The sequence below is a fragment of the Pseudomonas sp. URMO17WK12:I7 genome (assembly GCF_003269045.1).
Taxonomy (GTDB): Bacteria; Pseudomonadota; Gammaproteobacteria; order Pseudomonadales; family Pseudomonadaceae; genus Aquipseudomonas; species Aquipseudomonas putida_J.
In genome coordinates, this window is the sequence record NZ_QLTL01000006.1 from 33,212 (window position 1) to 54,289 (window position 21,078).

The following is a 21,078-nucleotide window of genomic DNA, read 5'->3' on the forward strand; positions in this document are numbered from 1 at the left end:
CGAGCAACTACCCATGAACAACCGTCTTGATTACTTCAAGCTGTCTCCCCAAGCGTCCAACAAACTGGTGGAGCTCACTCTGCAACTGAGCAAGAAGCCGCCACTGGCCGATCTTGCCCACCTGATCATGTTGCGCGCTTCGCAGCTCAACGGCTGTGCGTTCTGCGTGGATATGCATGTGAAAGAGGCCAAGATCCATGGCGAGCGCGAGCTGCGTCTTCACCACGTCGCCGTCTGGCGTGAGTCGCAGTTGTTTTCGCCAGTAGAGCGGGCGGCGCTAGAGTGGACCGAAGCCCTGACTCAACTGCCGCCTCATGGTATCTCCAACAGCCTATATGCGAGTATGCGTGAGCAGTTTCCCGAGCAGGAGCTGTCGGATTTGTCGTTCCTGATCGTCGCCATCAATGGCTGGAATCGCCTCAATGTGGCTTTCCAAGCGATCCCAGGCTCGTCCGATGAACTGTTCGGCCTGAACAAGGCCAACCTCAACTGAGTAACTTGCTGATCAACGCGCCAAGCTGCTCGCCTGGAGCAGCCGTGGCGCAGTTGGTAAAACTCAGGAGCAGACCTGACTGACGCTGCGATGAGGCAGCCCAGCGCGACAACGCTTGTACCGACATGCCCCTCGCCAGCACCTGCTCGGCCAGGGCGGTGTCGCTTACGTCCTCCGGCAAACGCAGTACTAGGTGCATGCCGCCTGGCGAGCGTTGCACCTGCATGCCCTTCGGCAAACTCCGCTCCAATGCTTCGATGGTCAATGCCCGTCGCTCGTTGTAGAGGCGGCGCATGCGTTGGATATGCCGAGCGAAGTGTCCCCCGGCAACGAACTCCGCCACCAAAGCCTGGGTAATTGACGGTGACCCGGCAGCAAACAAGGCCCGGCCGACGCGCTCGAACGCTGCCACCTGCGCCTGCGGCACCACCAGATAAGCCAGGCGAATACCGGGAAACAGCACCTTGCTGAAGGTGCCGGCATACAGCACGCGCCCATGGCGATCCAAGCTGGCCAGCGCTGGAAGTGGACGGCTGACGTAGCGGTACTCGCCGTCGTAATCGTCCTCGACAATCCAGCCACCGGTGCGGGCAGCCCAATCGAGTAGCAGTTGTCGGCGTGGCAGCGACAGTGCCATCGACAGCGGGCTCTGATGCCCTGGTGTCACCATGACGACCTGAGCAGCCCGAGAACCCGCGATGGCGTGTTCTACGTTCATGCCTTCGGCATCAACCGGCACCGCTTCCAGGTCCAGGCCGAACTGGCGAAGCACCTGGCGCGTAGTGGGATAGCCCGGGTCTTCCACCCAGGCGCACTCGCCTGGCTGCAACAGGGTATGTGCGACTAAGGACAGGCTGTTGCGCCAACCGCTGGTGATAAACACTTGATGGGCACCGCAATCGATACCTCGGGACACCTGCAGATACGAAGCAATGGCGCTGCGCAACGCTGCCAGGCCGTGGGGTGCCGGATAGTCCAGATCTCCCTGACGCATCCCGCGTAGGTACCGAGCACCGAGACGCGCCCATATCTTGCGCGGAAATGCATCCAACGCCGGTACCCCCATCTGGAACGGCAACAGCTGCGGTGGACGCCAGAGCGAATCAGGTGCGTCTTCGATCACTTGGCTGCTGACTGGTAATGCGGTGGCCGCCGACACGGGCTTCTGCAGTTCAGGATTGATTACGGTGCCTTTCTGCCCGAGCGCCAGGAGGTAACCCTCGCTGGCCAGCAGCGAATAGGCCAATTCGACGGTGCCACGGGCCACCCCCAGCTCCTTGGCCATGGCGCGCGCCGACGGCAAGCGGTCACCGGGGGACAACGTGCCTGCGGCAACGGCGGCCAGTACGCGGTCGTACAGTTGACGATACAGAGGCAAGGCGGACTGCTCTTCCAAGGGAGCAAAAGGCGGCTTGGGGGAGGTCATCATGGCCTAGTTCATATCCCATTTCTTGGCTCAATCAAGTGGGTCAATGGTAGTCCAATATAGCGCCATCACCTACTCATGAGGGCAACTCCCATGACATCCCCTTTGCACAACTTCATACCCAGCGTGCTCGACCTGGCCGACCCTGCCCTGCGCCCCCTGGGCAGCACCCATGACCTGTGCAGCGCATTCCCGGTAATGCAGCAATTGCGCCCTCATCTGACGAGCGAAGCCGACTTCGTCAGCCGCATCGAGCGTATGCGTGGTGAAGGCTATCGCCTGATTGGCGCTTATGACTCAGGCGTTCTTGTGGCACTGGCTGGTTACCGCTTACAGGAAAACCTGGTCTACGGCGCATTCCTGTATGTCGATGACCTTGTAACCGCCGAGGCTCAGCGGGGAGGTCAGTGGGGGTCGCGCTTATTGCAAGCCTTGGAGCGACTGGCCCGCGCCAGCGGTTGTGCACGCCTGGTGCTCGACACGGGTTTGGCCAACGCCCGCGCGCAACGCTTCTACTTCCGTGAAGGCCTGTTGACGGGTGCACTGCGCTTTCAGAAGCAGTTCGATACGCCATAACCCGCACGCACATCCAAGGAGGCGAACCTCATGACATCGTCACAACAGCCACTTGCTCCTTTGCGCATTCTTCGCCTGGTCGCCAGCCCCAATGCAGAGGTTTCGGAAAGTCTGAAACTGTCCCAGCAGATCCTATTTGCCTTGGCCAGTCAGGCCGGTAGAAGGGGTATCCAGTTGACCGATTTAGACCTCAACACCTTGGCCCCAGTTGATTCGCCTTACGCCCAGGCGCTAGCCAATCAGCGTGTAGTCATAGCAAGCGGTCAGGAGGGTACGTTGAGCCGTTCCGACGAGTTGATCGACCAAGTGCAGGCATGCGACGTACTGCTGATTGCCACGCCGATGCACAACTACAGCGTGCCCGCCCCACTCAAGATGTGGGTCGACCAGGTGGTACGCGTGGGCAAAACGTTTCTGGGCACCGCCAAAGGCAAAGTCGGAACGCTGACGGATCGTCCGGTTTACGTCGCAATAGCTTGCGGAGGCTACATCAGCGGCCAACATGCCCGTCAACCCGATTTTCTGCGCCCCTACCTGTCCGCCGTCCTCGCCACCATCGGTCTCAATCACGTGTACTACTTCACCGTTGAAGGTACCGCCAAGGGTGTGGAGTCACTGAATACTGGAAGGGAAACAGGATACGGTGAGGTGCAGGCGTTCTTTGGTAGGGATAGCCATAGCGTGGATCAAGTCTGCAGCCCGCTTTAAGACCATCATCGAATTCAAGCGTATAGGTTTGCACATCAGCTGGGCGGTGTGCCGTCAAGCGGCAATCCGCATGTCACGTTCTTCATTGCTCAAAGAAAGGAAAAGAAATCATGAGTCGACTCAATTGGTTTGAAGCTTCGCCGGGTGCAGCCAAGGCCCTTGGCGGGCTACATCATTTCGTGACCACCGCGACAAATTTGCCAGCCCCGTTGATTCACCTTGTGTTTCTCAGGGTGTCTCAAATCAACGGCTGCGCCCATTGCATCGATCTGCACTCACGCGATCTGATCAAAGCAGGTGTGTCGGTGGACAAGGTGCTGTTAGTACCGGTATGGCATGAAGCCCACTATTTATTTTCGGATCAGGAGCGCTCAGCATTGGCCTGGGCAGAAGAAGTCACGCGTGTAAGCGAGACACATGTATCCGACGGAGCTTATGCAGCAGCATCAGCGATGTTTGCAGAAAAGGATCTTGTCGATCTGACAGCGGCCATTGCCGCAATGAACGCTTTTAACCGTATGGGCGTCAGCTTCCGACTCAAACCTGCGGCTAAAACGTGATGACCTACTTACTCAACATGCAAACGGAATACTTCGGAGACGCCCCTAGTATCGACTACAGTCTGTTTCAGGCCCACTGTCCTTTTCACATGCGGTGTGGGAACGTTAGGTATCCCTACGTGTGATAGAAGCTCCCTTGCCCGCCTAGCAGCGGGCTTTCTTTTGCCAGCAATTCTTCATCGGTTCGGGGTATTCGTCCGTTGGGCTGCCCGCTTTATGAAAGTGATGCCAATAGTGGCAGCGCTCACCCTCGTCAATTATTGATGAGTTCCTCGGCAATCACGGCAAGTTGGCTCCCGACCTTGTCCTTCAGGGCCTCAATGAACCGGGTGATCTTGGCGTCGATGAACTGCCGCGATGAGTACACCGCGTACACATTCCGTTCCTCAGTGAAATAATCGGGTAGCACACGTACCAGTTTCCCCGAGCGTAAATCGTCGATGGCGGCGAAGCCCGCGAGCAAGCCGATACCCGCACCGCTTTTGACCGCCACAGACATGGCCTCCATGTCATTCACACTGAAGCCGGGCCCGCTGGGGATAAACGTTGCATCACCCATTCGGCTCTTGAGCTGCCACTCATCTCGTGCGTAATCCACGGTCCCCAGTAAGAGACATTGATGATCAACCAAATCTGCGGGTGTTTTGGGTGCTCCATGGTGGGCCACGTATTCTGGCGATGCCACCAACACACAATGGCTGACTCCAATTTTTTGGCTGACATAGCTTGAGTCTGGTAGCACCCTGGCGATCTGAATGGACACGTCCAGCTGATCTTCCAGCAGGTTTGGCATGCGCTGGGAGAGCATCAAATCGACTGTAACGTCACCAAACGCCTTGCGGTATTTCAGTGCAGCCTCAGTTACAAGGTGTCGAGCAAGCCCAGGCACGCTATGGACGCGAAGCGTACCTCGGGGTTGGAGCAATGCATTACTCGCCTCTGCTTCAGCGTTTTCGAGGTCGGCCAGGATGGCGGTACAGCGCTCATAGAATCGTCTGCCCGCATCGGTGACCGACAAGCGCCGGGTGGAGCGCTGTACCAGGCGCGTATCAAGCATCTGCTCAAGTGCCGACACCGCCCGCGACACATTCCCCACCGTTGAGTCGAGATGGTTGGCAACCGCTGTGAAGCTGCCCATTTCAACCACCTTCACGAACACCGACATATTAGAAAACTTGTCCATCGCCCTTTTCCCCTGAGCCAGCTCATTCAACGGGCAATGTGTGTAAATCGGTGTGCTTTTGAAAGCGACTTTACCTTTCTGCACAACAATCATTCCCTTCAGCTGGGCTAAATTCCTCTCGCTGACCTCCATAGACTCAATTCCACGGGCCGGCTCCAGCCACCGTCTTTCAAGCCCTGCGTAGCTTCCAGTGCAGGCCAACCAGAGAACCCTATGAAGGTCACAGCCATGAACACACCCTATGACTCGCTCTATCTTTTCATCGGCGGCAAATGGTTCGACGCCGACGGCCGTGAAACTGCGACCGTCAGAAACCCCGCGACTGAAGAAATCATTGGGCAGGTGCCGCTGGCTACTGCTGACGAACTTGATCTGGCCCTTGAGGTGGCGCAGCGAGGGTTTGAGCAATGGCGTAACACGGTTCCAGCTGAGCGTGCCCGGGTTCTCAAACGCGCTGCCGACCTAATCCTGGAACGTGCGGCACACATTGCTGCCCAGATGACGCTGGAAGAAGGCAAGCCGATTGGCGAGGCCATGGACGAGGTTACCCGGGCGGCGGAGTATTTCGAGTGGTTCGCCGAAAGCACCCGGCGCATCGATGGTCGTGTGGTACCGGCCAACCGCCCCGGTGTGCTGCAACTGGTCAAGCGCCAGCCAATAGGCCCCGTTGCCGCGTTCACACCCTGGAATTTCCCGGCAATTACGCCAGCACGCAAATTGTCTGCCGCGCTTGCCGCTGGTTGCAGCGTCATTCTCAAGCCTGGTGAGGAAAGCCCCTCCACTGCCCTCGCTCTTGCTCGTGCCTTGGATGATGCTGGGTTGCCGAAAGGTGTGCTGCAGGTCGTGTTTGGAGTACCCGATGAGGTCTCAAGCCAGCTGATCGCGTCGCCGATTATTCGCAAAGTGACCTTTACGGGCTCTGTGCCCATTGGCCGATTGTTGTCGAGCCGCGCAGCCGAAGGCGTCAAGCCGATCACGCTCGAACTGGGTGGCCATGGCCCAGTGCTGGTGTTCGATGATGCCGATGTGGAGCGAGCCGCTGTGGAAGGCGTCGCCAACCGCTTCCGCGGTACCGGCCAGGTCTGCATTTCATCAACCCGATTCCTAGTTCAACGGGGTGTCTATCAGCAATTCGTCGCTCAATTCGTTGCTGCGACCAAAGCACTGCGGGTCGGTAACGGCATGCACCCTCATACGCAAGTCGGGCCGCTCGCCAATCTGCGGCAACTGAACAAGATGGAGGAACTGGTGGCTGATGCCGTGGCCAAGGGGGCTCAGGTGTTGGCCGGCGGTGAAGCCTTGCCGGGGCCGGGGTTCTTCTTTGCACCCACCGTGTTGGCCGACGTGCCATTGGATGCCCGCATCATGCACGAGGAGCCGTTCGGCCCCATCGCGGTCGTGATGCCATTCGATGGCCTGGCTGATGGATTGGCCGAGGCTAACCGCTTGCCCTATGGCCTGTCGGCCTATGCGTTCACCACCAATGCACGGACGGCCATCGATGTTGCCGATGGGTTGGAGGCCGGCATGATCGGAATCAATCAATACCGCATCGTCGCCACAGAGCTTCCCTTCGGCGGCATCAAGGAGAGCGGTCACGGCTCGGAAGGCGGCATCGAAGGTATTGAGCACTACCTCACCAACAAATTCATCAGCCAGGTTTGAGGAGCCGCTCCCATGACAGGTCTCAACTTTACAAACCCTCGTGAGGCCGCCAGGGCCTTCACACCGAAACTATCGGCGTTCATTGACTCAACGCTGTACCCGAAAATTTGGGGTGACGCCTCTTTGTCACCACGCGACCGCAGCCTGATCACTCTCGCAGCGTTGATAGCTGGTGGTCATTCCGATGAGTTACCGGCCCATTTGCTGCGAGCCGTTGCCAACGGTATTACGCGTGAAGAGCTTGCCGGAGCGATTACCCACCTCTCTTTCTATGCAGGATTTCCTGCAGCGATCACGGCATCTGCCATCGCCCATTCCACGCTCGTTGACTCGGAGCCTTTGAAGCCATGAAAGCTGTCACCTTTGAAACCTTTGGGGGCCCTGAAGTCCTCCAGGTGAGTGATGTACCTGTGCCAGAAGTTCGTCCCGCCGACCTGTTGGTACGCGTGCACGCTGCCGGCGTGAATCGAGCTGATTTAACCCATCGTACCGGTGGCTATGGACGTCCCAATTTCGGCGACTCGCTGATCATCGGCCTGGAAATTTCGGGCGAGGTGATTGAGATAGGCAGCGAGGTGTCAGGCTATCAAGTCGGCGATCGCGTGATGGGGGTTGTGGGTGGTGGCGCCTATGCCGAAATCGCGCGTATCGATTACCGCATGGCGATGCCGATCCCTGCTGCACTTGACTACGTGCATGCTGCAGCGATCCCGGAAGTCTTTGTGACCGCTCACGAAGCGATGATCCACTTAGCGAAACTGAAACAAGGCGAGTCGGTACTCATCCATGCTGCAGCTGGTGGCGTTGGCTCAGCAGCCGTGCAGCTTGCTTACGCCACAGGCGCCAAGGTCTTTGCCACGGCCGAGGGCGGCAAGATGTCCCGCGTCGAGAACTTGGGAGCCGACTTCGCCATCGACTACAAAACGCAGGACTTTGCCCAGATCGTCGCAAAGCACACCGATGGGCAAGGTGTGGATGTCATCATCGATTTTATAGGTGAGCCCTACTTCAGCAGGAATATCAAGTCGCTCGCCAAGGGTGGCCGCTTGGTGCAGGTCGGTATCCTGGGCGGCGGAGGTGATGTCGGCATTAGACTGGAGGACATTCTTTATCGCCACCTACAGATTATTGGCACGGTCATGAAGTCTCGCACACAGCCCGAAAAGCATGCGATGGTCAGGCGCTTCCGCGAACACTGGCTCGATCGTTTTGATGGAGGAGGCAGCCTCGAGCCCGTGGTTGATAGCACTTTCCCATTGGCGCAAGCCGCGGATGCGCACCGGAAAATGGAGGCATCACTCAATGTCGGCAAGATTATTCTTACTATGCCGCTAGGCACCTAAATCAGTTACTTTCACCCAATTTTGACGGAGCATCGAAGTTTCTGAAGCTATCCTTACGTGTAATAGATCTTGCCCGCCTAGCAGCGGGCATTCCTCTGCCCGCAATTCCTTCTCCAATCCGGCCATTCGCCCTGTAGGTTGTCTGCTTCTAAGGCCAAGGTTGTCCTCTAGGAACAACATATGGAAAGACATGGCACACCTGGCACACCGACCAAGACAATGCGCTGCCGGTGGGTGTGTCGCAGTTGATGATGGGCTTTATGGCAGATGGCCGGGCTGATGCTGCAGTGGTTGAGCAGCGCAATCGACGCTTGGGGGTTGATGTGGCAAAAATCAAAGCTCAGCGGGCCGACATTCGTATTCCTGCGTCTGATCCCAAAGCGGATGGCTGGCAGCACGGAAACGTTATCCAAATCACCGATCCAACAGGTGCCCCTAGAGATCGGCCTTCAACAGTTACACCAGCCACTATAAATAGCTGATCCAGCCAATAGCCGCCTGCAACAGCTTCATGTGGATGGGACCTGGCGTGCCCCCTTCGGGGAGCGGCTGTCGTGTATCGTACCCTGACGCTGCCAGGGTCACGGCCCTACCGGCTTCCACCCTCACGCCTCTGCCCATCCATGGGCTGCGCGCTCCGCTTGCGGTAGGTGATGCAAGTGGCTGCTGATGCCGCGAGGGTAAGCTCGACATGCAAAATAAGGTTGCCTCGCTGGCGGTCGGTGTTGACAGGTAGCTTTGTGTCGAATGCGGTCAGCCTCGACTGTCCGCTATCGACCCATAGCTGCCTTTCGCGGAAGACAGCTAAACTTACTGGGACCCTCTAACGTGGCATTGGGATTTGGGATAGGAAGCTTAATGGAGCCTCGGGATGAAGGCCTTCGTCACCGAAATCAAACCGCCAATACCCCACATCATGCCAAGCACCGAGCTTGAATCCGACCTGCGGAAACGTACCGATGTGCTGGAAGCCGAGTCGCTCGTGCAGCCCGACACTGCCTTCATTCGGCAAGGCAATGCCGGCATACGCCGAGCGATATCCCAGATGCTTCAGAACCGGCAGCAGCACGTCATAGAGTTGGCGAGCAATCCCGCTGCGGCGTTGCCCTTCAGCGACATACACCGTCACATCCACCGCCCACCGGTACGCCGCACGCGCGCGGTGCTGACTGGCGTAGGCATAGCCGACTACTCGTCCTTCTCGCACAGCCACCAGATACGGGTAGGTTTGCAGCGTCGTGGAGATACGCTCACGCATTTGCTCCACGCTCGGCACTGCCTCTTCGAATGAGATAGGCGTGTTGAGCACGATGGGCGCGTAGATGATCTGGATCTCTTCTGCATCCTCTGGTCTGGCGACACGAATATCGATTCCGCTATGCATCCGGCTGCTCCAAGCTGTTCAGGTGTTCAACTACTTCGTTGACCGTGCTGCGCGCGGTACGGGTGACGCCGATCAACGTCGCCGAGGCCAGGCCGGTCCAGTCGCCATATCCGACCAGCCAGAGGCGCGGCTCGCGAATAGAGTGCCCCCCATCAACCTCAATCCTACCGTTGTCATCCAGCACGTCCAGTGCCTTCAGATGATCCAGCGCCGGCCGGAACCCAGTACACCAGACCACAGCATCGACATGGGTTTTCTCACCGTTGAGCCAAGCGACGCCGTCCGGCGTGAATGAGGTAAAAGGCCTTACAGCACGAAGGGCCCCGCGCTCGCGAGCCCGGACCACTGAGGGCACCATGACGATATCGCCAAGCCCACCGACCGGTGCGTCGATAACACGGCCCTCCTGTTGAGCCTTGAGGCGCTCGGTAGCCCGTTCGAACAGCACCCGGCCATCAACGTCATCAGGCAGAAACGCCGGTTCCTCCGTGGTTACCCACGTTGCGTCGGCGACCTCGGACAGCTCCGCATAGATTTGCGCCCCCGAGTTGCCACCACCAACGACCAGCACGCGCTTTCCTTGGAAAGCCTCGGGTGATTGATAATGGGCGGAGTGAATCTGCTGTCCCTGGAACAGCTCTATCCCCGGATAGGCCGGAACATTGGGGTTGCTCCAGGTCCCCGTTGCGCTGATGACGACACGAGCCTCCCAGTCGCGGTCCTTCGAGCGTACACGAAGACCACGCCCTGTCCGCTCCACAGACGTGACGCTGACGGGACGAACGATAGAAAACCCGTAGCGTGCCTCGTACTGCTCCAGATAGCTGACCACGTGATCCCTATCGGGATTACCTTCGGTGACTTGCGGCATCGGCCAGCCCGCGATCGTGCTCCATGCGGAGGGCGAGAACAGCGTCAGCGAGTCCCAGCCATGGCGCCAAGCCCCGCCCGCAGCCTCTTCGGCATCGAGCAACAGGAACGACAGCTTGGCTCGCTTGAGAAAATAAGCCACCGTCAGCGCGGACTGCCCGCCGCCAATCACGATGACATCGAGTAGTTCGCCTTCGGTGGCCATGGTTTCTCCTGTCTGGCTGGAGCGCTCAGTCTTCGCCGAACTGGTTGATGTAGTTGATGTGCGCAGGCTTCTGAATCGCCCGAGGGCGAAGCTCCTGAACCCAGGCGATCGCCTCGCGGCGCGGCATTCCGGATTCGATCAGCAGACGGGCAGCGAACAGCCCGGTGCGGCCGGAGCCGCCCTTGCAGTGGATTGCCAGGGCCTTGTTGGAAGCGAGCAAAGCGTCCAACTGGTGGCGAATCTCTCCCTGCCGAGCCTCGAAGTTTTGATCAGGAGCCTGATCATCCTCGATCGGCAGCTGGAACCACTCCAACCCATGCTGCTTGGCCGCGATGCCAAGCTGGGCAACTCCGTTTTCCTGAAGCTCTGCGTCCGACATCAGCGTAACAAGCGCTACGGCACCGGCCTGCTTGAGCGTATCCAGGCTATCAGCGAGAGCGCTGGTCTGGGTACCCGGACAAGGCGTAAAAATCAGTACACCCGGAGCATGGGGCAAGGATTTCAATGAGTAAGGATGCGACATGCTCATGACCTCAAATAGACCGAATATTGACTCTCTTGGATAGTTCTTCCGCCGACTCTTTGCGTTCGGAGTAGCGGTCTACCAAGTAATCCTGGCGATCACGCAGCAGCAGCGTGAACTTGGTCAGTTCCTCCATCACGTCGACCAGCCGATCGTAGAAAGACGACGGTTTCATGCGTCCGGCTTCATCGAACTCCAGGAACGCTTTTGGCACCGACGACTGGTTCGGGATGGTAAACATACGCATCCAGCGGCCAAGCACGCGCAGTTGGTTCACCACGTTAAAAGACTGCGAGCCTCCACACACCTGCATCACCGCGAGGGTCTTGCCCTGGGTTGGGCGAACGGCGCCTATGGCCAGCGGTACCCAATCGATCTGCGCTTTGAAGACAGCACTCATTGAGCCGTGACGCTCGGGGGAGCACCACACTTGGCCCTCGGACCATTGCATCAGCTCGCGGAGTTCCAGAACCTTCTCGTGGGAGTCCGGAGCGTCATCCGGCAGCGGCAGGCCGGAAGGGTCGAAGATACGGGTTTCAGCGCCGAACTCTTCCAGCAGGCGCGCAGCTTCCTGGACCATCAAGCGGCTGAATGAGCGTTCGCGGGTCGATCCATACAGCAACAGGATGCGCGGTTTGTGTGTGGAAGGGTCCTTCGGCGCCAGCCGCTCCAGCGACGGCAGATCAATCAGTTCTGGTTGGACATTTGGCAGGTGGTCGTTCATTTCTGTCTCCGTTGATCCAGGGCCTACAGCGCGCCGATTCGGGCAAGTTCGGCTTTCAGTTCGTCCTGGCTCAATTGCGAGAAAGGCAGCGCAATGAAGGCGCGCACGCGCTCATCGATCTTCGCAAGTGTGGTCTGGAAGGCTTCTTCGATTTCTGTCTCACTCCCAGTGACCGCTGAAGGATCGGCCAGGCCCCAGTGGGCTTTGAGCGATGGACCGAAGAAGATCGGGCAGGCTTCGCCGGCAGCGCGGTCGCACACGGTGACAACGATGTCGGGAGGAGAACTCTCGAAGGCATCCGAGGCCTTGCTTGAAAGACCAGCGGTGGGGATACCGGCGGCTTCCAAGGTTTTCAGTGCCCGCTCATTGACCTTGCCGCTTGGGAAGCTGCCAGAACTCACAGCTTCCATACCCTCGGGGGCCAGGTGATTGAACAGCGCCTCGGACAGGATGCTGCGGCAGCTGTTGTGGGTGCACATGAACAAGACTTTCATCAGGTATCTCCGGTTCAAAAGCTCAGGCGGATGGCCAATGCGGCCAAAGTGGCAAGCAGGATCGGCAGCGTCAGGACGATGCCGGTACGGAAGTAGTAGCCCCAGGTGATGACGATGTTCTTGCGGGCCAGCACGTGCAGCCACAGCAAAGTGGCCAGGCTGCCGATTGGGGTGATTTTCGGACCGAGGTCACAACCGATGACGTTGGCGTAGACCATGGCCTCGCGCACGATGCCGGTGGCCTCGGCGGATTGGATCGACAAGGCCCCTACCAGCACAGTGGGCATGTTGTTCATGACCGACGACAGGCCAGCAGCGAGCAGCCCCGTCCCGAGGGATGCGCCCCAGATCCCGTAGCCGGCGAAAACATTGAGGATCTGCGTCAGGTATTCGGTGAGGCCGGCGTTACGCAGGCCATAGACCACGAGATACATGCCAAGCGAGAACACCACGACCTGCCAAGGCGCGTCCTTGAGTACCTTGCGGGTAGAAATCACATGCCCGCGAGCGGCGATCAGGTAGAGGATCAGCGCGCAGGCAGCAGCGATGGCGCTGATCGGAACACCCAGCGGCTCGATGGCGAAGAAGCCGACCAGCAACAGCGCAAGCACCCACCAGCCGGCAACGAACGTCGCTTTGTCGCGGATAGCGGCCTCGGGAGCCTTCAGTTGGTCGAGTTCATAGGTACGCGGCAGGTCCTTGCGGAAGAACCACAGCAGCATGCCCAGGGTGGTGGCGATGCTGACCAGGTTCACCGGCACCATGACCGAGGCGTACTCGCTGAAACCGATGCCGAAGTAGTCGGCGGAGACGATGTTCACCAGGTTGGACACCACCAGCGGCAGGCTCGCGGTATCGGCGATAAAGCCTGCTGCCATGACGAATGCCAGCGTCGCCGCCGGGGAAAAGCGCAGGGCCAGCAGCATGGCGATGACGATCGGAGTCAGGATCAGTGCCGCACCGTCGTTGGCGAACAACGCCGAGACGGCGGCGCCCAGCAGGATGATGAAGGCAAACAGCTTGCGGCTGCTGCCCTTGCCCCAGCGCGCCACGTGCAATGCCGCCCACTCGAAGAAGCCCGCCTCATCCAGCAGCAGGCTGATGATGATGACGGCGATGAAGGTGGCGGTAGCGTTCCAGACGATCTGCCAGACCACGGGGATATCGGACAAGCTCACGACGCCCGCCAGCAGCGCCACGACGGCCCCCAGTGCGGCACTCCAGCCCACACCCAGGCCTTTGGGCTGCCAGATGACGAGAACGATCGTCACCAGGAAAATCATAAATGCGATCAGCATGACTACAACTCAATCAGCGAAGGGAAGTCTCAAGCACAAGCAACAGGGTTCTGCGGCCGCTCGCCCATTTCGGCAAGGCGCAATGCATCGGGGCTCAACCATTCCTGGTTGGCATCGACCACTCCCTTCAGCATCGCGTCCACCCACTGAGGCAGTTCGGGGTGCAGTCGGTAATACACCCATTGACCCTTGCGGCGATCCATCAGGATTCCAGCCTCGCGCAACTGGGCAAGATGACGGGAGATCTTCGGTTGGCTCAGCTCCAGCGCGTGGGTAAGTTCGCAGACACAGAGTTCGCCTTCACGGGCGATCAGCAGGGTCATCCGGGCCCGGGTGTCATCAGCCAGGCATTTGAAAACGATTGGGGGAGTCAGTGTTTCCCGCATGTGCCCTCCTGAGGAATGTATGCACGGCCAATATCTGAAAATCCGAATATATGACCATTCGTATATTCGGTAAAGCAGATATTTACAATCGCCTCGTCTTACGGGAAGTCATAGAACTGGAAAAAGCCCGCGCTCTAGGCCCTATACTGGCCGTCGATACCATCCCCAGAGTTCCCAATGAACCGGTCTGATATCTCTGTCCGATTGCTTGATACCGATCAAATCCAAGGCCTAGCTGCGCATCTGACTGCTGCGGGCTTGCCGACCCAAGACCTTTTGCAGCCCGGTCGAATGTTCCATTCCTTTCACCGGGGAGAAACGGAGCTGGGATACGGGGGCATTGAAGGAAGCGGTTGGACTCGTCTGATTCGCTCACTGGTTGTCGTACCGGCCCAGCGAAAGTCAGGGATCGGTAACCTGCTGCTCAGAGCACTTGAGCGAATAGCGGAAGCTGACGGAGCCCAAAGCCTTCATCTGCTGACCACAACAGCACCCGACTTCTTCGCGGCTCGGGGCTATGAGCAGAGAGATCGATCCCAAGCCCCAAAGGCAATTTCCAGTTTGGAGGAGTTCAACAGCCTCTGCCCGACGTCTGCGGTTTACATGGTGAAGGAGCTTGGCGACATAAACTCGGTGTCACCACAGGTAACTCGCCTCCACGGACGTCAGTGAGTTCATTCTCAGGTGTCCCAGGAACGAGTCCTGCGCCCCCCGAACGATGTCGAACTGAATCGACCTCGTTTTCGTAGACACCTCGAACGGCTGCAAAGGGTCGAAAGCAGCCCTTCGCGAGTGGCCGCTGACGACCCATAGCCGATTTAGAGTCGGGCCATTAGATGCATTTGACGGTGACTTAGCTGGGCAGGTAACACACCCCCAGGCCTCCTGTTGACCCTCTACCATACATCCTCGAGTCAACTCCTCTGGATACCAGCGACCACCCTGCGAATTTCTACTCTCGATGCATTGCAGACGTTCAGTCAACCAATTGAAGCCTTGGCCATGCTGTACATCTTATGCGAGCAATCCCAACCACATTGCACTGAGAATCACGAACTGCGCCGGAACGAGGTATCGCGCAAAACCGTAGCCGCCATTGCTGAACGCCAGCACGCATTTGGTTAGCGTGTTTGCCGTCAAAGCCATCATGCCCGGAATGACAAGATCGCCCAGCTCAAGCCGGCCGGCTACCACTAGCGCGGCCACCGAAGCCGTGGCCGCGTGGGCATCCCCCAGCCCGCTGACGAAGGCAGCGATACTCACACCATTGTGGCCCAGATGCTGCAGGAGAAAGGCCGAGAACAGTGCGATGCCGGTCAGGGCCAGGGTGATGATCAGGGCCGTCCAGAGGCTGAAGGCTCCCTCGCTTTGATGCGCTGTCGCATTGCCCGAGACTGTGCGCCAAGGGGCCAGCAGCAATAGCCCATACGTCATGGTAACTAGTACGCCAAGCCCGATCGATACCATGAATGGGCTCAGTAGGCGCCTGTCCACGACACCCAGTACCAGGGCGAATTGGCTGATGCTTGCGAGGTTGGACAGTACGGCCGCAGCGGCATAAGGCCTGATTGCCGTCCCTTGCTGCCTGGCCCGGTGAGCCAGCAACGCAATGGTCGCCGAGCCGGAGGCAAAGCCCGATGCGATTGCGCTCAAGGGCAGGCCATACCTGGGGCCCAGCAACCTTAGGGCGATATGGCCCAAGGCACCGACGGTCATCAGCAAGACCACCAGTGTGCAGATCGTGCGTGGGTTGAGTACCTGGTAGGGCCCGACGAAGCGATCCGGTGTCAACGGCAGCACCACTAGCGCCACCGTCAGTAACATCAGGCCGTCGCGCAGCTCCTGCTCGCTCAGTTGCTGCAGCACGAAATGATGCAGCTGACGGCGCAGCGCTAACAGTAAAGTTAGTACAACGCCTGCTGCCGTGGCGAGTTCGGGTTGATCGAGGCTCAGCGCGCCCAGAGTCAGCACTAGCAGCAGAGCGATCTCGCTGGTGACTTCTGGATCCTTGTCGGCATGTTTGCGGTAATGCATACAAAGCATCAGAACCAGGCCCAGGCTCGCCACCCCGACTAGCATCGCGCCTGCCAGCAGCATGCTGACATAGCCCAGCAGGGCGGTGATGGCAAAGGTTCTGAGCCCGGCGGCTGCGTGGTCTTCGTTCCGGCCTTTCTTGCGTTCACGCTCAAGCCCGACCAGCATACCGATGCCCAGGGCCACGGCGCCATGGCCTACATTCACGGTGTCGAGCATGGTGCCTTCGGGTTGTCCTTGTGTACGCCGTCACCGCCGCCCTGTTCGAGCGCCATCAGCGCAGGCATGTCGAGTATCTCCACCAGCCTGCCGTGCAGGCTGACGATGCGCAGTGCGCGTAAGCGAGCGACGGAACGGCACACGGTTTCCAGGCGCAGGCCCAGGTACGAGGCCATGTCTTCTCGGGACATCCGCAACATGAAGCCATGGGCAGAGTAACCGCGACTGACGAAGCGCCTGGATAGCCCCACCAGGAAGCTGGCGAGGCGTTGCTCGGCGGTGAGGTTGCACAGCATCAACACGCGCTCGTGTTCACGTACGATCTCGCGGCTCATCAAGCGATTCAGGCTTTGCTGCAGGACCGGAAAGTCGCGCGCCAGGGTTTGCAGGCGGCGGTAGGGCACCGGGCACACTTCGCTGTCTTCCAGGGCAATGGCGTCGCAGACATGCTGCTCGGTGGCAATGGCATCGAGGCCGAGCACGTCACCCGGCATCCAGAAATTGATCACCACGCCCTGGCCTTCGACGGTGTAGAGGCTGGTCTTGAAGCTGCCGCAGCGCACCGCATAGAGCGTGGTGAGTGGGTCATTGGCATTGAACAGCGCGGCGCCTTTGCGAATACGCATGCGTGGACCTATCAGGGCGCGCAGGCTGCTGGTGTCGTGAAGGGGCAAACCGGTAGGCAGGCACAGGCCGCTGACCCGGCAATCCCTGCACAGGGTCGCCATCGGCCTCAGGTGAATCGGGTTTGCCGGCTGCGATGCAGCGGAGTGGTCGAGCAGCGTGACCTTCAGTTGCCCGGACATCGTCAGGCCTCCTTCGCGCATCGACGTTCGATCGACCCGCTACGGGGGGGGCAATTGGCCAGCTTGTCGAACGAGTGGGGGGCGTTGAGGCGGGCCAGCAATCGCTCGACAAACTGTTCGGCCTCAGCGGACGAGGTGAAGCTTACCCGGCAGTCATCCAGGCGCACCCACCAGCGGTTGTGTTCGGTGTTGTTTTCGACGTAGACGTTCATTGGAGCCTCCAAAGCCTGCATGAGCAAGACAACTGCGTGACCGTGCAAAACGAAGGCGTCCCTGCCGACAGCGGGGCGTTGCTCAGGGCGTGATTGCCACTTTCATTACGCCGTCGCGCTGGTGGGCGAACAGTTCATAGGCGGCCTCGATGTCATCGAGGTGGAAACGGTGCGTGACCAGTGGCGAAACGTCGACGCGGCCACTGGCGACCACCGCCATCAACCGGCGCATGCGCTCTTTGCCGCCTGGGCAAAGGGTCGTCACGATGCGGTAGTCGCCCAAACCTGCGGCGAATGGGCCCAACGGAATGCTGAGGTCGGCGCTGTAAACGCCCAGGCTCGACAAGGTGCCGCCCGGGCGCAACACCCGCAGCGCCGATTCGAAGGTGCCTTGAGTGCCCAATGCTTCGATGGCGACATCCACGCCGCGGCCATCGGTGAGCGCCATGATCTGCTCCACCACGTTGCCTTGCTGGAAGTCGACGACGTGGTCGGCACCCAACTGACGTGCGACGCTGATGCGCGCGGCGACCGTGTCGACACCGATGATGGTGGTGGCGCCCAGCAGCCTGGCCCCTGCGACTGCGCACAGGCCGATCGGGCCGAGGGCGAACACGGCCACGCTGTCGCCGACGCTGACGCCACCGCGCTCGGCACCGGAAAAACCGGTAGACATGATGTCCGGGCACATCAGTACCTGCTCGTCGCTGAGCCGGTCGGGAATAGGGGAGAGGTTGGCCATGGCGTCCGGCACGCGAACGTATTCGGCCTGGCAGCCATCGATGAGGTTGCCGAACTTCCAGCCGCCGATGGCCTTGAAACCATGCACGGTGCCCGCGCCGTCCTGAGAGGCGCAGCCACACAGGCAGGCGTAGCTGTGGCCGCTGGGGGTGATGGCGCCGGCGATGACCCGCTGGCCTTCCTGAAAGCCCTGAACCTGCGAGCCGAGCTTCTCGATCACGCCTACCGGCTCGTGGCCTACGATCAGGCCCCTGGCCACCGGATATTCGCCACGCAGGATATGCACATCGGTGCCGCAGATCGTTGTGGTGGTGATTCTCACCAGCGCATCCAGTGGGCCGATATCCGGGATGGGCTTGTCTTCCAGCACGATACGGTTCTTCTCAACGAAAACTGCCGCTTTCATGAGCGCCATGGCACGTCTCCTGAGGCACTGCGTGATTGTTCTTGATATAGGGTCAGCGTGCGCCGGATCTGCCAGCAATCCTTGATCCGCATCAAATTCTCGCGCGGTTCGAATCACCGATCGTCCGCACGCTGCGTGAGTTGACAAACATCAAGCCGCGTCTGAGCCAGGGACAGATGATCGAAACACGCTTCCCAACCGCAGAGGTGTGCCATGGACAATCCGCAAAGACTCTTGATGATCGCATCGCCCCTGATGCGCCGAACTCCGGTCTATGACCGCGCTGCAGCATTGGCCAAGGCCAAGGGCATGGCCTTGCACATCGTCGCTTTCGACTACGTCGAGGGGCTGGCCACGGCGGGCCTGGTCAATGACCAGGCCCTGGCTGTGATGCGCGATGGCTATGTGCGGCAGCACCGCGAGTGGCTGGAAAGTCAGGCGCAACCGATGCGGCGCACTGGTGTCACGGTCACCACCGAAGTAGTTTGGGTGCTGCACCCGCTCAACGAGATCCTGGTGCATTTGCGCGAGCAACCCTTCGCCATGCTGATCAAGGAGTTCGAGCACGAGCCCTGGTGGATGCGCGCCATGTTCACATCGCTGGATATCCAGCTGCTGCGCGATACGCACATACCGTTGCACCTGGTGCACAAAGCCAGCCACGCCTTGCCCCGCAAGATACTTGCGGCCGTCGACCTGTCCAGGCTTGAGGACCAGTATGAAGGCTTCAATGACCAGATCATCAGTGAAGCACTGAAACTGGCCTTGCAGTGCAACGCTCAGATCGACTTGCTCTACGTCTACGACCTGGGGTCGATGTACCTTGACGCCGGGGGGAGCCGTGAGCATTCGTTCGTGTTCGACTCCAACCTCGCCCAGACCCTTCACGAAGCCCAGAGTGAGGCCTTCCAGGCGCTGGCCGAGCGCAATGGTATCGCCAGCGAGCACCGCCACATGCACATGGGCGATCCGGCCAAGGTCCTGGGATTGTTCATGGACAGCCATGACATCGACGTGCTGGTGATGGGCAGTTATCACCACCATGGTATCGGCTGGTTCATCGGCAGCACTGCCGAGCGTGTCCTGCACCGGTTGTCCAACAGCGTGCTGGTAATTTCGCCCGAGCATTCCCAGGGGTAAACGCACAAGGCCCGTCAGGGCCTTGTCGCTCAGGCGCTGAGGTCCAACTCATGGACAATTTCGCTGACGTCACCGCCCAGGTAGCGTGAGGTGAAGCCCAGCTCCTTGGTCAGCCGGTGCATGGCGTAGTTGTTCGCCAGGTCCCGGGAGACCATGCACTGGTAGCCATTGCGCCGTGCCGCCTCGATCAGGTGCTGCAACAGGCGCTTGCCCAGGCCTTTGCGCTGCCAGTCTTCGCTGACCGCCACCGCGCATTCGCAGCTCAGGCTGCCCGCTATGCTGGCGTAGCGGCTAACGCCCACCTGTTGCAATTTACCGTCCACGTGGGCGAGTGCGACATAGGCCATGCGCTGGTGCTGATCGACCGGCATCCACCGCGGGTCGAGGCTGGGCATTGCGCCGCTGAGCCCGGCGATGAAGCGAAAGCGCCTGGCCTCGTAGGCGATCGTGCTCAGAAAGCGCTTGTCCCGTTCGTGGTCTTCCTCGCGCAGCGGGCGGATCAGCACCGCTGAACCGTCGTCAAGCGTTTCGACCCAGTGCTCACAGGCTTGCGCCTGTTCAATTTGCTGCCCATTCATGCTGCCTCCCGGTGACCTGGATTGATCTGTGCCTGGTGCAGTCGTTGTAACGTGGCCAACCGGTTCGGTTCTGACAATGGTCAAGTTCAGGGCCAATGGCAGTTTTCTGATCTGCATCAAACGCCAGCGAGGCTGTGCGCGCAACATCGCCTGCATATCCCCCCAGTCGCGCAAGCCCGGAGGTTCATCATGGGTCAATACCGACAACTGCTGGTGCTGCTCACCGAGGTCGATGCGCATTCAGCGGCGCTGCGCAGGGCCCTGGCCCTGGCACATGTCAGCGGCGCCAGTGTACATGTGCTGGGGCTGTTCGAACCGAGCGAGGAGCACCTGCTGCGCGAGGAGCGCCTCAATGAAGCTGACATCAAGCGTCAGTACGAACACTATCGGGCAACGCTGGCCGCTTTGGTCGAGCGGCATCGCGGCAGTGGCATCACGCTGACGGTCGACACCCTGAATGCAGACGATATCCGCAGCATGGCCATCGACTACATCAGCGAACTGCAGCCCGACATGGTCATCAAGGACAGCGAAACCGCCTCGGCCCTGGCGCGGCTGTTCAGTACGCCGCTGGACTGCGCCTTGATGCGGGGATTCAAAGGCATCATCCAGTTTGTGCCGAAATCCTCCATCACGCTGCCCCGACGTGTCCTGGTTGCCGTGGACACGGCGTTCAGCGAAACACCTGCTGTGCAGGAGCACTTCAACCGTGGGCTCATCCGCGCCGCCCAGGCACTGGCCCTGCAGTGTGATGCGCCGTTACACCTGTTATCGGCCTACAACCTGGCCGGCGTGTTTGCCGCGGACATGAATGTGACCCAGGCCTGGATCGACGAGATGCGCGAAGCGCTTCAGGAGCCATTCGACGCCTTGGCCGACGCCGAGGGCGTCGCGCCGGAGCGCAGGCACTTCATGGAAGGCGGCCCGGTGCAGGTGATCCGCGAACAGGTGGCCGCACTGGATATCGATGCGCTCGTGATGGGTGTCGTGCAGCCCAAAGGGCTGGACAAGCTGCTGGGCGATACCACCGAACGGATCATCAGCCACCCACCCTGCAGCGTCCTCGCCGTGCACCCTGACGCAGCCGAGCAATGGGAGCCTTGA

At 59.7% G+C, this 21,078-nt stretch carries 24 protein-coding genes and 1 pseudogene; 11 read left to right on the forward strand and 14 right to left on the reverse strand.

Annotated features, from left to right (window positions below):
* The first annotated feature begins 13 nt into the window (after positions 1-13).
* Positions 14-493: a carboxymuconolactone decarboxylase family protein gene (locus H040_RS09560; RefSeq protein WP_027917247.1), complete on the forward strand. Its 480-nt coding sequence runs from the start codon at positions 14-16 to the stop codon at positions 491-493.
* Here H040_RS09560 and pdxR read toward each other — a convergent pair.
* Positions 486-1,922: a MocR-like pyridoxine biosynthesis transcription factor PdxR gene (pdxR, locus tag H040_RS09565; protein WP_027917248.1), complete on the reverse strand. Its 1,437-nt coding sequence runs from the start codon at positions 1,920-1,922 to the stop codon at positions 486-488. The two genes, H040_RS09560 and pdxR, sit on opposite strands and share 8 nt — an antisense overlap.
* Positions 1,923-2,012: 90 nt before the next feature.
* Here pdxR and H040_RS09570 point away from each other — a divergent pair, with 90 nt between their 5' ends.
* The 3 genes from H040_RS09570 (at position 2,013) to H040_RS09580 (ending at position 3,763) form a co-directional block, all read left to right on the forward strand.
* Positions 2,013-2,495: a GNAT family N-acetyltransferase gene (locus H040_RS09570; protein ID WP_050437167.1), complete on the forward strand. Its 483-nt coding sequence runs from the start codon at positions 2,013-2,015 to the stop codon at positions 2,493-2,495.
* Between the two features lie 30 nt (positions 2,496-2,525).
* Positions 2,526-3,203: an FMN-dependent NADH-azoreductase gene (locus tag H040_RS09575; RefSeq protein ID WP_050437168.1), complete on the forward strand. Its 678-nt coding sequence runs from the start codon at positions 2,526-2,528 to the stop codon at positions 3,201-3,203.
* A gap of 110 nt (positions 3,204-3,313) precedes the next feature.
* Positions 3,314-3,763, forward strand: coding sequence for a carboxymuconolactone decarboxylase family protein (locus H040_RS09580; protein WP_027917249.1), 450 nt, complete (start codon positions 3,314-3,316; stop codon positions 3,761-3,763).
* Positions 3,764-4,016: 253 nt separating this feature from the next.
* On the opposite strand, the gene H040_RS09585 is transcribed toward H040_RS09580, so the two are convergent.
* Positions 4,017-4,946 (reverse strand): LysR family transcriptional regulator, encoded by a 930-nt coding sequence (locus tag H040_RS09585; protein WP_027917250.1) that lies wholly within the window; start codon positions 4,944-4,946, stop codon positions 4,017-4,019.
* A 228-nt stretch (positions 4,947-5,174) separates the two neighbouring features.
* Here H040_RS09585 and H040_RS09590 point away from each other — a divergent pair, with 228 nt between their 5' ends.
* From H040_RS09590 to H040_RS09605, 4 genes and pseudogenes are all read left to right on the forward strand, one after another.
* Entirely contained in the window at positions 5,175-6,611 is a 1,437-nt protein-coding gene (locus tag H040_RS09590; protein ID WP_027917251.1) for an NAD-dependent succinate-semialdehyde dehydrogenase, read from the forward strand.
* Positions 6,612-6,623: 12 nt separating this feature from the next.
* A complete protein-coding gene (locus tag H040_RS09595) occupies positions 6,624-6,962 on the forward strand; it encodes a carboxymuconolactone decarboxylase family protein (RefSeq protein ID WP_027917252.1) in 339 nt (112 codons plus the stop codon).
* The gene (locus tag H040_RS09600; protein ID WP_027917253.1) at positions 6,959-7,954 is read left to right on the forward strand and encodes an NAD(P)H-quinone oxidoreductase; all 996 of its coding nucleotides are present in this window, start codon (positions 6,959-6,961) and stop codon (positions 7,952-7,954) included. Before H040_RS09595 ends, H040_RS09600 begins: the two co-directional genes overlap by 4 nt.
* 167 nt (positions 7,955-8,121) lie before the next feature.
* Positions 8,122-8,436: pseudogene (locus H040_RS09605) on the forward strand (DUF1264 domain-containing protein); the annotation flags it as partial.
* 341 nt (positions 8,437-8,777) lie between these two features.
* Here the strand turns inward: H040_RS09605 and H040_RS09610 are convergent.
* Genes H040_RS09610 through H040_RS09640 form a run of 7 tightly spaced genes read right to left on the reverse strand, consistent with a single transcriptional unit; the run spans position 8,778 to position 13,838 of the window.
* On the reverse strand, positions 8,778-9,338 hold the full coding sequence (locus H040_RS09610) for an arsinothricin resistance N-acetyltransferase ArsN1 family B (RefSeq protein ID WP_027917255.1): 561 nt from the start codon (positions 9,336-9,338) through the stop codon (positions 8,778-8,780).
* Positions 9,331-10,413, reverse strand: coding sequence for an ArsO family NAD(P)H-dependent flavin-containing monooxygenase (locus H040_RS09615; RefSeq protein ID WP_027917256.1), 1,083 nt, complete (start codon positions 10,411-10,413; stop codon positions 9,331-9,333). Before H040_RS09615 ends, H040_RS09610 begins: the two co-directional genes overlap by 8 nt.
* Before the next feature lie 25 nt (positions 10,414-10,438).
* The gene (locus H040_RS09620) at positions 10,439-10,942 is read right to left on the reverse strand and encodes a phosphatase domain-containing putative toxin (RefSeq protein WP_081784235.1); all 504 of its coding nucleotides are present in this window, start codon (positions 10,940-10,942) and stop codon (positions 10,439-10,441) included.
* A gap of 4 nt (positions 10,943-10,946) precedes the next feature.
* Positions 10,947-11,660 (reverse strand): arsenical resistance protein ArsH, encoded by a 714-nt coding sequence (gene arsH, locus H040_RS09625; protein ID WP_027917258.1) that lies wholly within the window; start codon positions 11,658-11,660, stop codon positions 10,947-10,949.
* Between the two features lie 23 nt (positions 11,661-11,683).
* Complete coding sequence (locus H040_RS09630) at positions 11,684-12,154, reverse strand: arsenate reductase ArsC (RefSeq protein WP_027917259.1); 471 nt, start codon at positions 12,152-12,154, stop codon at positions 11,684-11,686.
* Between the two features lie 14 nt (positions 12,155-12,168).
* Positions 12,169-13,452 (reverse strand): arsenic transporter, encoded by a 1,284-nt coding sequence (locus H040_RS09635; RefSeq protein ID WP_027917260.1) that lies wholly within the window; start codon positions 13,450-13,452, stop codon positions 12,169-12,171.
* 29 nt (positions 13,453-13,481) lie between these two features.
* Positions 13,482-13,838 (reverse strand): metalloregulator ArsR/SmtB family transcription factor, encoded by a 357-nt coding sequence (locus H040_RS09640; protein WP_027917261.1) that lies wholly within the window; start codon positions 13,836-13,838, stop codon positions 13,482-13,484.
* Positions 13,839-14,015: 177 nt separating this feature from the next.
* Between H040_RS09640 and arsN2 the strand changes: the two genes are divergently transcribed.
* Complete coding sequence (gene arsN2, locus H040_RS28075) at positions 14,016-14,510, forward strand: arsenic resistance N-acetyltransferase ArsN2 (protein ID WP_112312807.1); 495 nt, start codon at positions 14,016-14,018, stop codon at positions 14,508-14,510.
* A 342-nt stretch (positions 14,511-14,852) separates the two neighbouring features.
* On the opposite strand, the gene H040_RS09650 is transcribed toward arsN2, so the two are convergent.
* The 4 genes from H040_RS09650 to H040_RS09665 all read right to left on the reverse strand — a co-directional run bounded on the left by H040_RS09650 (position 14,853) and on the right by H040_RS09665 (position 18,265).
* Positions 14,853-16,091 carry an MgtC/SapB family protein gene (locus H040_RS09650; protein ID WP_027917262.1) on the reverse strand — a complete coding sequence of 413 codons (1,239 nt, stop codon included), beginning with the start codon at positions 16,089-16,091 and terminating at the stop codon, positions 14,853-14,855.
* Positions 16,076-16,897: a helix-turn-helix domain-containing protein gene (locus tag H040_RS09655; protein ID WP_027917263.1), complete on the reverse strand. Its 822-nt coding sequence runs from the start codon at positions 16,895-16,897 to the stop codon at positions 16,076-16,078. Before H040_RS09655 ends, H040_RS09650 begins: the two co-directional genes overlap by 16 nt.
* Before the next feature lie 2 nt (positions 16,898-16,899).
* The gene (locus H040_RS09660; RefSeq protein ID WP_027917264.1) at positions 16,900-17,109 is read right to left on the reverse strand and encodes a hypothetical protein; all 210 of its coding nucleotides are present in this window, start codon (positions 17,107-17,109) and stop codon (positions 16,900-16,902) included.
* Positions 17,110-17,191: 82 nt separating this feature from the next.
* Positions 17,192-18,265 (reverse strand): NAD(P)-dependent alcohol dehydrogenase, encoded by a 1,074-nt coding sequence (locus H040_RS09665; RefSeq protein WP_027917265.1) that lies wholly within the window; start codon positions 18,263-18,265, stop codon positions 17,192-17,194.
* A 204-nt stretch (positions 18,266-18,469) separates the two neighbouring features.
* Between H040_RS09665 and H040_RS09670 the strand changes: the two genes are divergently transcribed.
* Positions 18,470-19,396: a universal stress protein gene (locus tag H040_RS09670; protein ID WP_027917266.1), complete on the forward strand. Its 927-nt coding sequence runs from the start codon at positions 18,470-18,472 to the stop codon at positions 19,394-19,396.
* Positions 19,397-19,425: 29 nt separating this feature from the next.
* On the opposite strand, the gene H040_RS09675 is transcribed toward H040_RS09670, so the two are convergent.
* Positions 19,426-19,974, reverse strand: a complete 549-nt coding sequence (locus tag H040_RS09675; RefSeq protein WP_027917267.1) for a GNAT family N-acetyltransferase — start codon at positions 19,972-19,974, stop codon at positions 19,426-19,428.
* Between the two features lie 189 nt (positions 19,975-20,163).
* Here H040_RS09675 and H040_RS09680 point away from each other — a divergent pair, with 189 nt between their 5' ends.
* Positions 20,164-21,078 carry a universal stress protein gene (locus H040_RS09680; protein WP_027917268.1) on the forward strand — a complete coding sequence of 305 codons (915 nt, stop codon included), beginning with the start codon at positions 20,164-20,166 and terminating at the stop codon, positions 21,076-21,078.

Bases quoted from the DNA above. Each gene is read 5' to 3' on its own strand.
- H040_RS09600 (WP_027917253.1), top strand. From the start codon at position 6,959: ATGAAAGCTGTCACCTTTGAAACCTTTGGGGGCCCTGAAGTCCTCCAG.
- H040_RS09630 (WP_027917259.1), bottom strand. From the start codon at position 12,154: ATGAAAGTCTTGTTCATGTGCACCCACAACAGCTGCCGCAGCATCCTG.
- H040_RS09660 (WP_027917264.1), bottom strand. From the start codon at position 17,109: ATGAACGTCTACGTCGAAAACAACACCGAACACAACCGCTGGTGGGTG.
- H040_RS09650 (WP_027917262.1), bottom strand. From the start codon at position 16,091: ATGCTCGACACCGTGAATGTAGGCCATGGCGCCGTGGCCCTGGGCATC.
- H040_RS09610 (WP_027917255.1), bottom strand. From the start codon at position 9,338: ATGCATAGCGGAATCGATATTCGTGTCGCCAGACCAGAGGATGCAGAA.
- H040_RS09655 (WP_027917263.1), bottom strand. From the start codon at position 16,897: ATGTCCGGGCAACTGAAGGTCACGCTGCTCGACCACTCCGCTGCATCG.
- H040_RS09580 (WP_027917249.1), top strand. From the start codon at position 3,314: ATGAGTCGACTCAATTGGTTTGAAGCTTCGCCGGGTGCAGCCAAGGCC.
- H040_RS09665 (WP_027917265.1), bottom strand. From the start codon at position 18,265: ATGGCGCTCATGAAAGCGGCAGTTTTCGTTGAGAAGAACCGTATCGTG.
- H040_RS09640 (WP_027917261.1), bottom strand. From the start codon at position 13,838: ATGCGGGAAACACTGACTCCCCCAATCGTTTTCAAATGCCTGGCTGAT.
- H040_RS09590 (WP_027917251.1), top strand. From the start codon at position 5,175: ATGAACACACCCTATGACTCGCTCTATCTTTTCATCGGCGGCAAATGG.
- H040_RS09570 (WP_050437167.1), top strand. From the start codon at position 2,013: ATGACATCCCCTTTGCACAACTTCATACCCAGCGTGCTCGACCTGGCC.
- H040_RS09615 (WP_027917256.1), bottom strand. From the start codon at position 10,413: ATGGCCACCGAAGGCGAACTACTCGATGTCATCGTGATTGGCGGCGGG.
- H040_RS09680 (WP_027917268.1), top strand. From the start codon at position 20,164: ATGGGTCAATACCGACAACTGCTGGTGCTGCTCACCGAGGTCGATGCG.
- H040_RS09670 (WP_027917266.1), top strand. From the start codon at position 18,470: ATGGACAATCCGCAAAGACTCTTGATGATCGCATCGCCCCTGATGCGC.
- H040_RS09585 (WP_027917250.1), bottom strand. From the start codon at position 4,946: ATGGACAAGTTTTCTAATATGTCGGTGTTCGTGAAGGTGGTTGAAATG.
- pdxR (WP_027917248.1), bottom strand. From the start codon at position 1,922: ATGATGACCTCCCCCAAGCCGCCTTTTGCTCCCTTGGAAGAGCAGTCC.
- H040_RS09560 (WP_027917247.1), top strand. From the start codon at position 14: ATGAACAACCGTCTTGATTACTTCAAGCTGTCTCCCCAAGCGTCCAAC.
- H040_RS09675 (WP_027917267.1), bottom strand. From the start codon at position 19,974: ATGAATGGGCAGCAAATTGAACAGGCGCAAGCCTGTGAGCACTGGGTC.
- arsN2 (WP_112312807.1), top strand. From the start codon at position 14,016: ATGAACCGGTCTGATATCTCTGTCCGATTGCTTGATACCGATCAAATC.
- H040_RS09620 (WP_081784235.1), bottom strand. From the start codon at position 10,942: ATGAGCATGTCGCATCCTTACTCATTGAAATCCTTGCCCCATGCTCCG.
- H040_RS09635 (WP_027917260.1), bottom strand. From the start codon at position 13,452: ATGCTGATCGCATTTATGATTTTCCTGGTGACGATCGTTCTCGTCATC.
- arsH (WP_027917258.1), bottom strand. From the start codon at position 11,660: ATGAACGACCACCTGCCAAATGTCCAACCAGAACTGATTGATCTGCCG.
- H040_RS09595 (WP_027917252.1), top strand. From the start codon at position 6,624: ATGACAGGTCTCAACTTTACAAACCCTCGTGAGGCCGCCAGGGCCTTC.
- H040_RS09575 (WP_050437168.1), top strand. From the start codon at position 2,526: ATGACATCGTCACAACAGCCACTTGCTCCTTTGCGCATTCTTCGCCTG.